General features: G+C 31.1%; 17 protein-coding genes and 1 pseudogene. 17 read left to right on the top strand and 1 reads right to left on the bottom strand.

Annotated features, from left to right (window positions below; all coding sequences use genetic code 11):
* Window positions 1-45 precede the first annotated feature (45 nt).
* Window positions 46-732, top strand: coding sequence for a 2,3-diphosphoglycerate-dependent phosphoglycerate mutase (locus KA867_RS02905; protein WP_107384365.1), 687 nt, complete (start codon window positions 46-48; stop codon window positions 730-732).
* 179 nt (window positions 733-911) lie between these two features.
* On the opposite strand, the gene KA867_RS02900 is transcribed toward KA867_RS02905, so the two are convergent.
* Window positions 912-1,016, bottom strand: coding sequence for a putative metal homeostasis protein (locus tag KA867_RS02900; RefSeq protein ID WP_017722768.1), 105 nt, complete (start codon window positions 1,014-1,016; stop codon window positions 912-914).
* 219 nt (window positions 1,017-1,235) lie between these two features.
* Here KA867_RS02900 and KA867_RS02895 point away from each other — a divergent pair, with 219 nt between their 5' ends.
* From KA867_RS02895 to cobA, 16 genes and pseudogenes are all read left to right on the top strand, one after another.
* Window positions 1,236-2,684, top strand: a complete 1,449-nt coding sequence (locus KA867_RS02895; RefSeq protein WP_210137007.1) for an MDR family MFS transporter — start codon at window positions 1,236-1,238, stop codon at window positions 2,682-2,684.
* A gap of 118 nt (window positions 2,685-2,802) precedes the next feature.
* Window positions 2,803-3,132, top strand: coding sequence for an ASCH domain-containing protein (locus tag KA867_RS02890; RefSeq protein ID WP_107384363.1), 330 nt, complete (start codon window positions 2,803-2,805; stop codon window positions 3,130-3,132).
* 239 nt (window positions 3,133-3,371) lie between these two features.
* A complete protein-coding gene (locus tag KA867_RS02885; protein ID WP_107384362.1) occupies window positions 3,372-3,740 on the top strand; it encodes a cystatin-like fold lipoprotein in 369 nt (122 codons plus the stop codon).
* Window positions 3,741-3,769: 29 nt separating this feature from the next.
* Complete coding sequence (locus tag KA867_RS02880) at window positions 3,770-4,378, top strand: DsbA family protein (protein ID WP_210137006.1); 609 nt, start codon at window positions 3,770-3,772, stop codon at window positions 4,376-4,378.
* A 210-nt stretch (window positions 4,379-4,588) separates the two neighbouring features.
* Window positions 4,589-6,121 (top strand): annotated as a pseudogene (gene adcA / locus KA867_RS02875) (zinc ABC transporter substrate-binding lipoprotein AdcA).
* Between the two features lie 182 nt (window positions 6,122-6,303).
* On the top strand, window positions 6,304-6,819 hold the full coding sequence (locus tag KA867_RS02870) for a YceI family protein (RefSeq protein ID WP_210137005.1): 516 nt from the start codon (window positions 6,304-6,306) through the stop codon (window positions 6,817-6,819).
* Window positions 6,820-6,942: 123 nt separating this feature from the next.
* On the top strand, window positions 6,943-7,521 hold the full coding sequence (locus tag KA867_RS02865) for a helix-hairpin-helix domain-containing protein (protein ID WP_213014036.1): 579 nt from the start codon (window positions 6,943-6,945) through the stop codon (window positions 7,519-7,521).
* A gap of 15 nt (window positions 7,522-7,536) precedes the next feature.
* A complete protein-coding gene (locus KA867_RS02860) occupies window positions 7,537-8,016 on the top strand; it encodes an SRPBCC family protein (RefSeq protein WP_119535776.1) in 480 nt (159 codons plus the stop codon).
* 70 nt (window positions 8,017-8,086) lie between these two features.
* Window positions 8,087-8,269 (top strand): hypothetical protein, encoded by a 183-nt coding sequence (locus KA867_RS02855; protein WP_107384356.1) that lies wholly within the window; start codon window positions 8,087-8,089, stop codon window positions 8,267-8,269.
* 235 nt (window positions 8,270-8,504) lie between these two features.
* Complete coding sequence (locus KA867_RS02850; RefSeq protein WP_481906151.1) at window positions 8,505-9,326, top strand: formate/nitrite transporter family protein; 822 nt, start codon at window positions 8,505-8,507, stop codon at window positions 9,324-9,326.
* A gap of 177 nt (window positions 9,327-9,503) precedes the next feature.
* Window positions 9,504-10,040, top strand: a complete 537-nt coding sequence (locus KA867_RS02845; protein ID WP_107384355.1) for a GNAT family N-acetyltransferase — start codon at window positions 9,504-9,506, stop codon at window positions 10,038-10,040.
* Between the two features lie 135 nt (window positions 10,041-10,175).
* Window positions 10,176-10,916 carry a sirohydrochlorin chelatase gene (locus KA867_RS02840; protein WP_210137004.1) on the top strand — a complete coding sequence of 247 codons (741 nt, stop codon included), beginning with the start codon at window positions 10,176-10,178 and terminating at the stop codon, window positions 10,914-10,916.
* Complete coding sequence (locus tag KA867_RS02835; RefSeq protein ID WP_119535774.1) at window positions 10,897-11,361, top strand: precorrin-2 dehydrogenase/sirohydrochlorin ferrochelatase family protein; 465 nt, start codon at window positions 10,897-10,899, stop codon at window positions 11,359-11,361. Before KA867_RS02840 ends, KA867_RS02835 begins: the two co-directional genes overlap by 20 nt.
* On the top strand, window positions 11,354-13,759 hold the full coding sequence (gene nirB / locus KA867_RS02830; protein WP_210137003.1) for a nitrite reductase large subunit NirB: 2,406 nt from the start codon (window positions 11,354-11,356) through the stop codon (window positions 13,757-13,759). Before KA867_RS02835 ends, nirB begins: the two co-directional genes overlap by 8 nt.
* A gap of 3 nt (window positions 13,760-13,762) precedes the next feature.
* Complete coding sequence (nirD, locus tag KA867_RS02825; protein ID WP_107384351.1) at window positions 13,763-14,077, top strand: nitrite reductase small subunit NirD; 315 nt, start codon at window positions 13,763-13,765, stop codon at window positions 14,075-14,077.
* Window positions 14,068-15,009, top strand: coding sequence for a uroporphyrinogen-III C-methyltransferase (gene cobA / locus KA867_RS02820; protein WP_154409451.1), 942 nt, complete (start codon window positions 14,068-14,070; stop codon window positions 15,007-15,009). Before nirD ends, cobA begins: the two co-directional genes overlap by 10 nt.
* Window positions 15,010-15,210: the final 201 nt, after the last annotated feature.

Here is a 15,210-nt window from a genome sequence, read left to right as displayed (position 1 = left end):
AAAGTAGTGATAATATCATTTTATTCAATGGAAAGAAGGAATATTATGCCAAAACTAATTTTATGCAGACATGGTCAAAGTGTTTGGAATGCTGAAAATCTATTTACAGGTTGGGCTGATGTAGATTTATCAGAACAGGGAAGAACTGAGGCAGTGACGTCGGGAAAAAAATTAAAAGAACAGGGTATAGAGATAGATATCGTCTTTACATCTTTATTGCAACGCGCCATTAAAACTACGTTTCACTTATTAGATGAATCTCAACAGTTATTTATTCCAGTTATTAAATCTTGGCGCTTAAATGAGCGTCATTATGGTGGATTACAAGGTTTAAACAAAGATAAAGCTAGAGAAAAATTTGGTGAAGAACAAGTACATATATGGAGACGTTCATATGATATAGCACCACCTGCGCAAAGTGATGAACAAAGAAAAGATTACTTAAATGATAGAAAATATGAACATTTAGATAGAAGAGTTATGCCTGAATCAGAAAGTTTGAAAGATACTTTAATTAGGGTGATTCCTTATTGGAACGACCAAATCTCACAACAGTTATTAGATGGAAAAACTGTGCTTGTTTCTGCGCATGGTAATTCATTGCGTGCATTAATTAAGTATATAGAAGATGTATCAGATGAAGATATTGTAGGATATGAAATCAAAACAGGGGCACCTTTAATATATGATTTAACGGATGATTTAAAAGTGATAGATAAATATTACTTATAATACTTTTATAACTGTACAAAAAATGAAATGACGTAGTAAAGTAATAAATAACTTAAATAAAATGATGGCTGATTCTGAAATATATAAATGTATATTTTCAGGAATCAGGCCACATCTTAGAAGTGATATGACAAAACCAAAGATAAAAAACATTTGGTTTTGAAGTATTACTTCTATTTTTATTTATTGCGCTTATGTTGTTGGATAATTTTGCGTGCACGCTTGCGTGTTTTGATATTAGGACTATTTAAATTACGGCGTGCTGTTTGTAAATCTAATTTCATGGTGATGACCTCCTTTATCTATAGATATTATGTAAGAAAAAACTTGGAATGTAAATAGTAATTATTACGATTTGTAACATTTTTTAAATCTTACAAAATAAAAGTTTAAAATATAACTAATATTTTAAGTATTTTTAATGATAAATTAAACTAAAATATGTATAATGCAGAAATGCGACTAAAAAGAGTTGATAAATTATAGAATACAGGAGTACAAAAATGGATCAAAAGACGAAAATTATAATGATTTTGATGATGTTGTGTGGTGGGTTTTTTGGATTATTAAATGAAACCTTATTAACAACAGCATTACCAAGCATAATGAAAGATTTTAAAATAGATTACACACAAGTACAATGGCTTACTACAGCCTTTTTATTGACTAATGGTGTAATTATTCCATTGTCAGCAATGATAATTCAAAGATATTCAACAAGAAAAGTATTTTTAACTGCAATATTTATCTTTTTTATAGGGACTTTAATCGCAGGATTTAGTCCAAACTTTTCTGTTTTATTAAGTGCACGAATTGTTCAAGCACTTGGTTCTGGTATTATGATGCCACTGATGATGACAACAATATTAGATATATTTGAACCTCATGAAAGAGGTAAATATATGGGGACATTTGGTTTGGTTATTGGTTTAGCACCGGCAATTGGACCGACACTATCAGGTTATTTAGTAGAGTATTTAGATTGGCGTTCATTATTCCATGTGGTTGCGCCAATTGCTGCACTTACTTTTATAGGTGCGCTTAAATTCGTCAAGAATGTCGGTACTAATCGAAAGACACGTATTGATATTTTATCAATTATCTTATCCGTGTTCGGTTTTGGTGGTTTGCTTTATGGTACAAGTTCAATTTCCCGTGATGGCTGGAACGATTCAATCGTATTGACTACTGTTATAGGTGGCATTATTTTAGTTGCGGCTTTTATTTTCCGTCAAACACGTTTAGAAAATCCACTCCTTGATTTTTCAGTGTTCAAAGATAGTCAATTTGCTGTAGGTATTATCATAATGGCTTTTACTATGATTTCAATGATTGGTTCTGAAACAGTGTTACCAATGTTTGTACAGAATATTATGAATGACTCAGCACTCCAATCAGGATTAATTTTATTACCTGGAGCTATCGTAATGGGGATTATGTCAGTGATTTCAGGTTTACTCTATGAGAAATATGGCGCTAAAATATTAGCATTTATTGGAATGTTTATTGTAGTTGTAACAACTTCTTATTTTGTAATCATGGATGAACATACCTCACCAGCGATATTAGCAACAGTATATGCCATTCGTATGATTGGTATCGCACTTGGTTTGATGCCATTAATGACACATACAATGAATCAGCTAGCACCGGAAATGAATGCACACGGTTCTTCGATGACAAACACTATACAACAAATATCTGCATCTATTGGTACAGCAGGTTTGATCACAATTATGAGTCAAGTTGCCAAGAATTACACACCAAATATGTCTGATTTTAAAGATATGAGTCAAAAACAAATGACAGCAGAAATTCAGCATCAAGCATTGCTAAGTGGATATCATGGTGCTTTTTGGTTTGCAGTCATCATATCTATTATCAGTTTAGTAAGTGTATTTATGTTGAAAAGCAAAAAACAACTTAAATTAGAGGAAGAAAATGCTAAATAATTAAAATTGAACATCATGTTAAGTCATGCGAAATTTTCTTGTAAAAGATATTAATATTATGATACTTTGATATCAATATAATAATAATGAATGGAGCGTATGTATTATAGAACACTCGATGCATTTAAATAACGAACCTTTTCAATTAATGAAAAACGAAGTAAAGACTATTGAAGTTAGATTGAATGATGAAAAAAGACAAGAAATTAAAAGTGGCGATTATATTGTATTCAAAAATATAAAGACTGAAGAAACATTAAAAGTGCAAGTTAAGGAAATTGTAGTGTTTTCATCGTTTCAGTCACTGATGAATCAATATACTAATGAAGAAATTGGCGCGAAAACAGACGATCAACTTTCTCAAAAATTAGCAGCTATATATCAAATTTATTCACAAACTGATGAACTTAATTACGGTGCATTAGCAATCAAAGTGGCACTAATATGATGAAAATGAAATTAATTGATTTATAGTTAGGATAAAGTTGTAGCATTGATGAAAATTTAATTTGCATACGGTAAATATGACACTTTCGTTAAATTCATTTATTAATGAATTTTTCGGAAGTGTTTTTATATAAATATAAAAATAATGTTATAGTTCTAGTACATCAAAGATTTTCGTTGTAAGATAAGAGTTATGGTTGAATAATATTAGATATGATAAGTAATATTAGGAGTGTAAATATGAAAAAATTAATGATGATGGTGTTCATTTCTATAATCATTATAGCTGGGTGTAGTAGTGGGAAATATGCTGATGAGATTGACAAAGCAGTGAATCAACAGAAAAAACAACAAAAGCTTTTAGCTGATAAGCAAAAGGGTGATGTGGAATCTAAGTTTGATAAAAAGAATGCGAATATCTATGTTTATGACAAAGGCAAATATGTGACTATTGCTTATAAACCATTAAAAGATGATGATGAAGTTCATTTTTATACATATAAAATAACTGATGATAAGGCACATTACTTAAAAAACTTTAATTCAAAATCATATTCACATGCTCATGATGCGGATTATAAAGAAGAAAATATGAACCTAGAAGAATAAAACAAGATAAGAAGGTGTGTTTTTAACAAATGAAGAAACGTTGGATAAGTTTGTTATTAATGGCAGTATTAATTTTTGTTTCCGCTTGTTCGAATGACAATCAAAATGTACTTCAAGATGACAAATATGGAAAAGATGGCAAGATTAAAATTATTGAATACGGTGATTTTAAGTGCCCATATTGTAAAAAAGTAGAAGAAAATATTATGCCTAAATTAAAAAAAGAATATATTGATACGAAAAAAGTAGATTATCAGTTTGTTAATATGGCATTTTTAGGAAAGGATTCGATTATAGGTTCAAGGGCAGGTCATGCAGTAAAACAATATGCCCCTAAACAATATTTAAATTTCCAAAAATTAATGTTTAAGCAACAGCCGAAATCAGAGGAAAATTGGATCACCGAACAACTCGTTGATCAACAAATAAACCAATTGGAAATTTCAAATGATAAAAAAGAAAAGATAAAAACAAGCTATAAAACTAAAGAAAGTAAATCGTGGAAAGCAGCCGAACAAGATCATAAACAATATAAAGAAAACCATATTGAAACAGCGCCCACAGTTTTTATAGCAGGAAAAAAAGTAGAAGATCCATATAAATATAAGAATTATAAAAAAATACTTGAAGAAAGTTAACTTTCAAGGCATAGAGACAAAGTATAATATCATAAGCTCGTCACTGAATTTCTGAAAAAACAGTGACGGGCTTTTTTAGTTAATAAAAAAAGGATATCTCAACTCCTTAAATCGAAATAATTACGAAAAACCTGAAATAAGTATTGCGTATTTCAAAAAGTACGGTTATAATTTTAAATCGTAATCTTTACTATTTAAGGAGGAGTAAGAATGAAAAAATCAATATACATACTGTCATTTGTCATTGTATTAGCGTTAATCGTTATTGGTTGTAGTGCTACAAAGTCAAACGAATCAAAAGGTAACGACAAGATAAAAATTAATACGACTGTATTTCCATTAAAATCGTTTGCCAATCAAATAGGCGGAAAGTATGTTTCAGTTAAATCTATTTATCCTAGTGGTGCAGATTTACATACATATTAACCAACACAAAAAGATATAATGAATGCGAGTAAAGCAGATATGTTCCTGTATACAGGTGACGATTTAGATCCTATTGCTAAAAAAGTGGCAGCAACAATTAAAAAGGATAATAAAAAGGTATCATTAGGAGATGAAATTGATAAAAGCGAATTATTAACTGATCAGCACGACGAAGAACATGAGGAACATGAACATCATCATGGACATCATCACGGAGGTTATGACCCTCATGTATGGTTAGACCCTAAATTTAACCAAGTATTTGCAAAAGAGATTAAAGATAAATTAATAAAGCAAGATCCTAAACACAAATCTTATTATGAAAAGAATTATAAAAAATTGAAAGAAGATTTGATGTCAATAGATCAAAAAATGAAAAACATTACTGAAGATAAGCAAGGCAATACCGTATATATATCACATGAATCTATTGGTTATCTTTCAGAAAGATATGGATTTGTCCAAAAAGGTATACAAAATATGAATGCTGAAGATCCGTCCCAAAAAGCATTAGCAAAAATTGTGAAAGAAATTAATGATTCAGCGGCCAAATTCATTTTGTATGAAGCAAATGTTTCTAATAAAGTCACTGATACGATTCGTAAAGAAACAAAAGCAAAACCGTTGAAGTTTAATAATATGGAGTCGTTATCAAAAGAACAAGCACAAGATAAAACATTGACATATCAATCCCTAATGGAAAAAAATATAAAACATCTTGATATGGCATTAAATGACAATATTAAAACAGATGATGAAAAAACGCATAACAAGCATGAAAAGGCAATCGCTGATGGCTATTTTAAAGATAATCAAGTGAAAGATAGAAAATTAACTGATTATCAAGGACATTGGCAATCAGTTTATCCATTTTTAAAAGATGGTACTTTAGATGACGTCATGAAACACAAAGCAAACGAAGATAATCAAATGACTGAAAAAGAATATAAAGATTATTATCAAAAAGGATATCAGACAAATATTAGTAATATTAATATTACACAGGATACGATTACTTTTAAAAAGGATGACAAAACATTAAAAGGTCAATACAAATACGATGGTAAAGATATCTTGAAATATGAAAAAGGTAATAGAGGCGTCAGATATTCATTTAAATTAGTAGGTGGAAATAAAGAGTTACCAAAATATGTACAATTTAGCGATCATAATATAGCACCTAAAAAAGCAGAACATTTCCATATATTTATGGGAGATAATAAACAAAAAGTATTGAAAGAATTAGATCATTGGCCAACATATTATCCAAAAGATTTAACTAAAGAACAAATAAAAAAAGAAATGTTGGCACATTAAAAGTTGAATCCATGTATTGTTTTAAATGATATAAATATTTTACATCGAAATGAGTAAAATTTTGTTTTACGGGAATATTTTTCATAGAAACACAAATATGAGCTTTTTCATTGATATATAAAATATACCTGATATAATAAATGTATCAATAGAAAGTTACAAATTTGGAGGTATGAATTTTTATGACAAAGTTTAATTTTGATCCAGCACATTCAGTAGTAGAATTTTCAGTTAAACACCTAGTGATTTCAAATATAAGAGGTAGATTTAATGACTTCGAAGCATCACTTGAAGGTGATTTAAATGATTTAAGCACAATTAAAGGTGGATTAACAATCAAAGCAGATTCAATTGACACTCGAGTTGGTGATCGTGATAACCACTTAAGAAGTGCTGATTTCTTAGATGTTGAAAACTATCCTGAAATTAAATTTGATGTAAAAAAAGTAGATGGAAAATCAGTTACTGGTAATTTAACAATTAAAGATGTAACAGAAGAAGAAACTTTTGAATTATCATATGAAGGTCAAAGTAAGAACCCATTAAATGGTGCTACAACAGCAGGTTTCATTGCTAATGGTACAATTAACCGTGAAAAATATGGTGTTACGTTTAACCAACCACTTGAAACTGGTGGCGTAATGATTGGTAAGGATATAAACTTCCAAGTAAGCCTTGAATTTGCGTTAGAAGATTAATAATAAAAGCTATAAAAAAGGTCCAAGACATATAATTGTCTTGGGCCTTTTTCTAGTTATATAAAATTTAAAATATTTTTATGTGGGTATATAGTATTAAAAAGGGGGATTACAGTGGCAACAATGTTACCCAAAATAGGTCGTCCAGCAACGAATGCATTAGCATCGATTGGCATAAATTCTTTAGAACAATTATCAAAATATGAACGAACTACGATACTAGATACTCATGGCGTAGGACCTAAAGCGATAGGTATATTAGAGAATGCGTTGACAGAAGCAGGTCTATCATTTAAAAATGAAACAGCTTCAGAATTTCCATTTGAAATGGTTGGAGATTTAGGGTGTGATAATGCGCCCAAACGACGAATCATGTTAGATTTTCTAATAGGATCTGCATTAGCTGATAAAAACAAGTTATCACAAACAGTTGTGTCAAATTTTAAATGGCAAGTGCCCGGTGCTTTTGAATTGAACAGTTTAGATGAATTTTATAATGAAATTGAAGCACATAAAGTAGACATTAAAAGAATAGAAGTGACGCATAATTTAACACATGGAAAGTTTGGTGCAATGCATGGCACTCAGTTAAATAGTGATGGCACAGAAGTTTACTTCGCGGATTTTATTGAGTTTGAAAGCAATCGTAAAAATGCCAAAATTAAAACAGTTACATCTTATGTAATTATGAATGATGAATAAAAAGGAGCGTTTTAAGTGAGTATAGAAGTGAATGAAAACAAAATTATATTTAAAAGAGATTTTGAAGCAACTGTAGAAGAAATATTTAAAGCATATACTGAACAATCTTTATTTGAAAAATGGTTCCACCCTCAAGGCGCAACAACTGAAGTGTTCGAATTTAATATTGTGACTGGAGGTCAAGCGTTTTTTGCAATATATACTGACCAAGGTACGAGTTATACATTAACAAAGTATAATGAAGTAAAAGCACCTTATTTGATTGATTATAACGATTACTTTACTGATAAAGAAGGTAATATTGATAAAAATATGGCAAGTATGCGTAATGTGATTCAATTAGAACAAATAGATGAAGCCTCAACGCGTATTATTTCTACTGCGGAACTGCCAGATCCTAAATCAGCACAACAACTACTTGATATGGGTGTAGAAGCGGGTATGAATAGCACATTTGATAATTTAGAAACGCTTTTAAAGAACAAAAAGTCATAGATATGTAAGAATTGAAACACTTGCACACTTTAGCTTTTAGTTATAATAAAAGTGAAGAGAGGTGAGTGTATTGAATAAACGCTATATTAAAGTATTAAGTTTATATACGATAAGTACGCTTGTACCAGCTATGATCTTAAATGAAAAATGTTTGAGTAGCAGTATATTTAAATGGTTATTACGTACTTTAACGGGCTATGGTATTTTTGCATATGGCCTACACATTTTAACAAAATTCAAAAAACAACAGTGAGCAGTGCGCTTAAGCTATCAGAATCGATGTTCAAATAAAAGCGTTAATCCACTATGAACTGCGCCTAAATATTTGGAGTAAAATAAAGACACTTTCGTTGAATTCATTTTAAAAAGAATTTATACGAAAGTGTTTTTTTATGTAAAATAGACGTATAACCTATTAAATTTGAATAAAAAACAATATAATTAATCTATAATTTTGTGATCCAAACATTTTAAAGGGAAGGGTGTCGATGTTGATAGAGAATAATAAAGCCATAAAAGATACATATATGTCAGATGAAACAATTAAAAACATTAATAATCAAGTTCAAATGAAGGATGTCATGTTTAACCAAACACCCGGACGTTATGCATTAAAATCAATCATATCTGGATTTTTATTAGCCATTGTGACTGTTTTTATGCTTGCAATAAAAACACAATTTGTTGGTGCAAATGAAGGACTAATTAACTTATTAGGTGCCATTTCATTCAGTTTGGCCTTGGTATTGATCGTATTGACACATTCAGAATTATTAACGAGAAATTTTATGTATTTGACAGTTGGATGGTACTATAAGCTAATTGGCATGAATAAGGCTTTGATCATCATGTTAGTATGTTTCTTTTTTAATATTATTGGAGGATTTATTTTATTTGGTTTAATGAAATTTACTCCTATAATGACAACGGAAATGGTGACCAGTTTAACAACGCTTGTAAATGGTAAGACCATAGATTCGACATGGTATGCAGTATTAGTAAAAGCCATTTTCTGTAATTTTTTTATAAACATTGGTATTTACGTATCAATTCAATTTAAAGATGGTTTATCTAAAGCTTTTTTCATTGCATGTGGTGTTATTGTCTTTGTATTTATGGGCTATGAACACGTAGTATTTAATGCAGGTTTATATGCTGGTATGGTCTTTTATAATTTTGATGCTGTCGTGTGGGTGCATGTATTAAAAAATATTGTCTTTGCTTTTATAGGTAACTATATTGGTGGAGGTATATTTGTAGGATTAGTTTATGCTTATTTAAACGGCAAACGTGATAGTTTGCGAAACTAATCTTAAGATAAAGTAAAAGACAATTCGGTTTCTACTATGAAATCAAATTGTCTTTTATTTTTATATATAAAACAAAAAAATTGACTCATTTATCAAGAAACCATATTGTATTACTGTAAATTAATCTTTTAAATTTAATCAAATAATGCTATAAAAGATACGCTGAGGAGTGACAAAATGTCTGATTATAATATTAGAATCGCTGAAATAGATGATGCTGAAGCATTGCAAAAATTAATGTATGAAGCCTTTACACCTTTAAGAGAATTAGGTATTGATTGGCCATCCGTCAACGCTAGTGTTGAAATGGTCGAAAAGAATTTACAAACTGGTACGACTTTTGTCTTGGAAAATAACGCAGAAATTATTTCGACAATAACTGTACGTTATCCATGGGAGACGCAACGACGTATTTCTATTTACCCATTTGTATGGTGGTTTGCTACGAAACCATCATATGATGGACAAGGATTGGGTGGCAAGTTATTAAAATATGTTGAAGAAACATATCTTAGAGACACACTTAAGGTACCTGCCGTTACGCTAGGTACATCTGCGCGTAAGCATCCATGGCTATTAGATATATACAAAAGAAGAGGTTATGAAGTATACGCAGAACATGAAAGTAACGATGGTGATTTAGGTGTTATTATGAGAAAAGTATTAATTCCAGAACGTTTTGATGAAGAAGTATTAGGACAACCACCATTTTAATTGATTATATATAAAATAGGGAATTCCTTTAGGTTATATCTAAGGGAATTCCCTATTTTTATAGTTTTATGTGAAATTATTCACAAAAACTAATGGAAATATATTACAATGCAAGGGTAAAGGGAGGGCGTCATTATGGGAGAAAATGTTCTCGTTGTACATGGTATGAGACGAGGTGTTCAGAATAAAGCTTTGAAATATTTTATATCTCAACTTTTTAAAAATAGTAATATCAACTATCAAATCGCATTTTTAGAAAGTGATACGAACGATTTCTATAACGTGATTTCGACTTTAGTAAAGCAAGGTAAATTTGAATTTAATATTGTACCGTTATTATTATTTTCAGCAAAACATTATTTAAAAGATATCCCAGAAATCTTACAGCATATTAAAGAAATGTTTCCACAGATGAGATACCGTATTACACCACCACTAAGTACGCATCCTCATTTAATTAACATTATTGACGAAAAAATTAATGCGGCAATGTTCAATAGACCATCAATAAATAAAGTGATTTTTATTGCACATGGTAGTGAAAACTATGAACAACCTATTGTTCAACTTAAGCAACTAATTCAGCAATGTAATATTGTAAATAAATCAATTGATATGTTGACGCTATATGGTGAATATAATTATCAAAAAATATTGCCTAAGATATTAGTAGAAACACAGAACATATTGATTGTTCCTATCTTTTTATATGATGGTTATTTAGTTAATAAAATGAAAAGTAAAATTTCAAAAATGCGTATGGCGAATCATATTGAATATACTGAATCATTAAATTTTCATCCAATATTAGAAATGATAATCAAGGATCAAATTACACAATTGGAGGTGTATCGCAATGTATCCAGTCCAACTTAATTTAGCGAATAAACATCTTGTAATTATAGGTGGAGGTAAGGTTGCCTATCGAAAATTCCAACAGTTAAAGACTGAATCAATAGCTTCATTAACTATCGTAAGTCAGACATTTTTGCCAGAGTTTTTTCAAGCCAAACAATCAAATTTGAAATTAATAACAAAATGTTATGACCGAAATGATATTGAAAAGGCAGATATTATTATTATTGCTACGAATGACCCACATGTTAATAACCAAATAAAAAAGGATTCACGACCAACACAGCTTGTTAATCACACAGGAGATAAAACACAATCAGATTTTTATAATATGCCTGAAATTCAATATAAAAATATAAATATTTTATTCAGGTCAGATGGCAATGATTATAACAAAGTTAAAAATATATCTCATGCAGTGGAAAATTTTTTGATAGAGGTATATAAGGAGGATTATCATGTCTAAAAAAAGGTTGGTTATGATTGGAAATGGAATGGCAGGTCTACGAACGATAGAAGAAATATTAGAAAGAGATACTGAACGTTATGAATTTACGATTATCGGTAAGGAACCTTATCCTAATTACAATAGAATTATGCTTTCGAATATTTTACAGAAAAAAATGACTGTTGATGAAACGATTATGAATAGTTATGAATGGTATGAGTCATATGGTATTAAGCTTATTGTAAATGATCCTGTCGTATCAGTGAATCGTGAGAACAATGAAATTGTAACAGAAAAAGGAAAGCATCTTAACTATGATATTTGTATTTTTGCAACAGGTTCAAGTGCATTTGTGTTACCAATACCGGGAGCTCAATTTAATAGTGTAATAGGTTGGAGAACAATAGAAGATACTGAACGCATGATTGAGATTGCACAGACTAAAAAACATGCCATCGTTATAGGTGGTGGATTATTAGGTTTAGAATGTGCACGTGGACTGATGGATCAAGGTATGGACGTAACTGTAATTCACCTTGCAAAATGGTTGATGGAAATGCAGTTAGATAAAAAAGCTGGTGAATTGCTTAAAGCAGATTTAGAAAAACAAGGTATGCACTTTAGGATGCAAGCACGTACTGAAGAAATCTTAGGTGAACAAGATGTAACAGGCATCAAATTGTCAGACGGTTCGATTTTAAAAGCAGACTTAGTGGTTATGGCTGTAGGTATTCGTCCATACACGCAAGTGGCACAAGCATCTGGACTTGAAGTCAATAAGGGGATCGTTGTAAATGATTTTATGCAGACAAGTGATAAGCATGTTTATGCAGTAGGAGAATGTGCTGAACATAAAGGGAAAACTTATGGGTTAGTAGCACCATTGTATGAACAAGGCAAAGTACTTGCAGATTATTTAACTGATAATCCTACTGAAGGATACCAAGGTTCTACTACATTTACGTCATTAAAAGTTTCGGGATGCGATTTATATAGTGCTGGTCTGATACATGAGAGTGATGAAGTAAAAGGTGTCGCAATCTTTGATAGCATGCATAAACATTATAAAAAAGTATTTCTTAAAGAAGGTCATATCGTTGGTGCGGTGTTATATGGGGATATAGAAGAAGGTTCTAGATTTTTTAATATGATGAAGAAAAAAGAAACCATACAAGACTACACGATCGCATCATTGCTGCACAAAGGTGGAGAATCAAGTGGTTTTGATGTCGCAGAAATGGCTGATGACGAAACTATCTGTGGCTGTAATGGTGTAAATAAAGGCACTATTGTTGAAGCGATAAAGCAAAATGGTTTAACGCGTATTGACGAAGTGACACAACTAACAAAAGCTGGTAATTCTTGTGGGAAATGTAAGGGACAAATAGGGCAAATCCTTGAACATACACTGGGTGATGATTTTATTGCAACTAAACCTACAGGCATATGTGCATGTACAGATTTAACACGAGATCAAATTGTAACTCAAATTAGAGCGAAATCACTTAAAACTTCTAAAGAAGTTCGTCATGTTCTAAACTTTAAGGATAAAAATGGTTGTCCTAAATGTCGTCCTGCCATTAATTATTATCTTAATATGATTTATCCGTTCGAACATATTGATGAAATTGAATCAAGATTTGCGAATGAACGTTATCATGCTAATATCCAAAATGATGGCACCTTCTCTGTCATTCCTCAAATGAGAGGTGGCGTAACTGATGCAGAGCAACTTATAAAACTAGGTGAAGTAGCTAAAAAATATAACGTACCCCTAGTCAAAGTGACTGGTTCACAACGTATTGGACTTTATGGCATTGAGAAAGAATTATTGCCACAAATCTGGTCAGAATTGGGTATGCGTTCAGCATCAGCATATGGTAAAAAGACTCGATCCGTGAAGAGTTGTGTTGGTAAAGCTTTTTGTAGATTTGGAACACAAAATACGACAAGATTAGGAATCCGTTTAGAAGAAACATTTGAATATATTGATACACCACACAAGTTTAAGATGGGAGTTTCAGGATGTCCTAGAAGCTGTGTCGAATCAGGTGTTAAAGATTTTGGTGTTATTGGAGTAGAAAATGGATATCAAATTTATATTGGTGGTAACGGCGGTACAGAAGTTACAATTGGACAATATTTAACAACTGTAGAAACTGAAGCGGAAGTATTAAAACTTTGTGGCGCATTGATGCAATATTATAGAGAAACAGGTAACTATGCAGAACGTACTGCACCATGGTTAAATCGATTAGGATTTGAACATGTGAGTAGTATTTTGTTAGATAAAGCAAAACAAGATGTACTTTATGCACGAATTTTAGAAGCTAAATGCGCAGTGGAAAAAGAGCCATGGTCTGAGATTGTAAATAGTAAAAAAGAACAAAAAATATTTGAAGTGGAGAAGGTGTAAAATATGAGCGCTAAAAATAGGATTAAAGTAACGTCAATAGACACACTTACACCATTAGTCGGTAAAAAAATTAAATTACACAATAAAGAAATTGGTATTTTTTTAACGGAAGAAGGTAGTATTCATGCCATTCAAAATCGATGTCCTCACAAAGATGGTCCACTTTCAGAAGGGACAATGAGTGGTGATTATGTTTTTTGTCCATTACATGATCAAAAAATAGACTTGAATAGTGGTTTAGTACAAGCGCCAGATGAAGGTTGCGTTGAGGTGTTCAGAACAGAGGTACAGGATGGGGATGTGTATGTATGGGTTTGAATAAGGTTGGAAAAGTATACCTTATCGGTGCGGGTCCCGGCAATCCGGAATTATTAACGAGAAAAGCTGAACGTTTAATTCGAAAAGCAGATGTTATATTATATGATCGCCTTGTGAATCCATTTATCATTCAGATGGTTAGTCCAGGTGTAGAAATAATTGATGTTGGAAAAAAACCTTACCATAAACATATTCAACAAGAGGAAATCAATAAATTGCTTGTTGATGCAGCTTATTCACATCACTGCGTTGTACGGTTGAAGGGCGGAGATCCAGCTATTTTTGGAAGAACACATGAAGAAGTCTCAGCGCTAAATAAACAGAACATTGAGTGCGAAATCGTACCAGGTATTACTTCTGCTAGTGCAGCTGTTGCAAGCATGAAACAAGGGCTTACCGCTCGTCAGATTGCGACACATGTTACTTATACGACAGGACATTTTTGTAAAATGCATACTGATAAAGTAGAATTGGACAAATTATTATCAGGAGGCACATTAGCCATTTATATGGGTATTAGAAATTTAAAAACGATTATGCATGAAATATATCAACAAACCAAGAAAGATTATCCAGTTGTAGTGATATATAATGTATCTACTTATAAAGAGAAATTAATCCAAGGTACAGTAACTACGATTGACCAATTGATTGAAACGCAAAGTTGTTCGTTTATGCCAGGTGTCGTTTTGGTAGGAGATTTAATGGCTGAATTACCTTGTGTAACTAGTTTAAGTCAGGCTCAAACTAAAAGCTATTTGATTACTGGTGAACATCAATCAGCTTTAGAAAAGGCATTATCGCTCTATAGTGAAGGTCATTTTTGTTTGATTGATGTTATAGATACATCTATGTATCATAAAACACAGATTGAATTTATGAACGATATTAAAGGACAATATTTATTTGATGAACATATTAAATTAATGTAATAATTTAATTTGCTGTACTAGAAAGTTTTTTCTTAATATGATTCAGAATCATTGATATCTTGACTATATAATGAGACTCGAACCATGATTTTAAGCAGCACGCCAATACCTTTAAAATTTTAATATTTTTATAAATAAAAGAACTAATCCGTTAAATATTTTTAATGGATTAGTTCTTTTTTGTATTAACAAAGATCTACC

Origin of the sequence: Staphylococcus sp. GDH8C109P (genome assembly GCF_017893405.1) — a bacterium.
GTDB classification, from domain to species: domain Bacteria; phylum Bacillota; class Bacilli; order Staphylococcales; family Staphylococcaceae; genus Staphylococcus; species Staphylococcus cohnii.
This window is presented reverse-complemented; position numbering and strand designations above follow the sequence as displayed.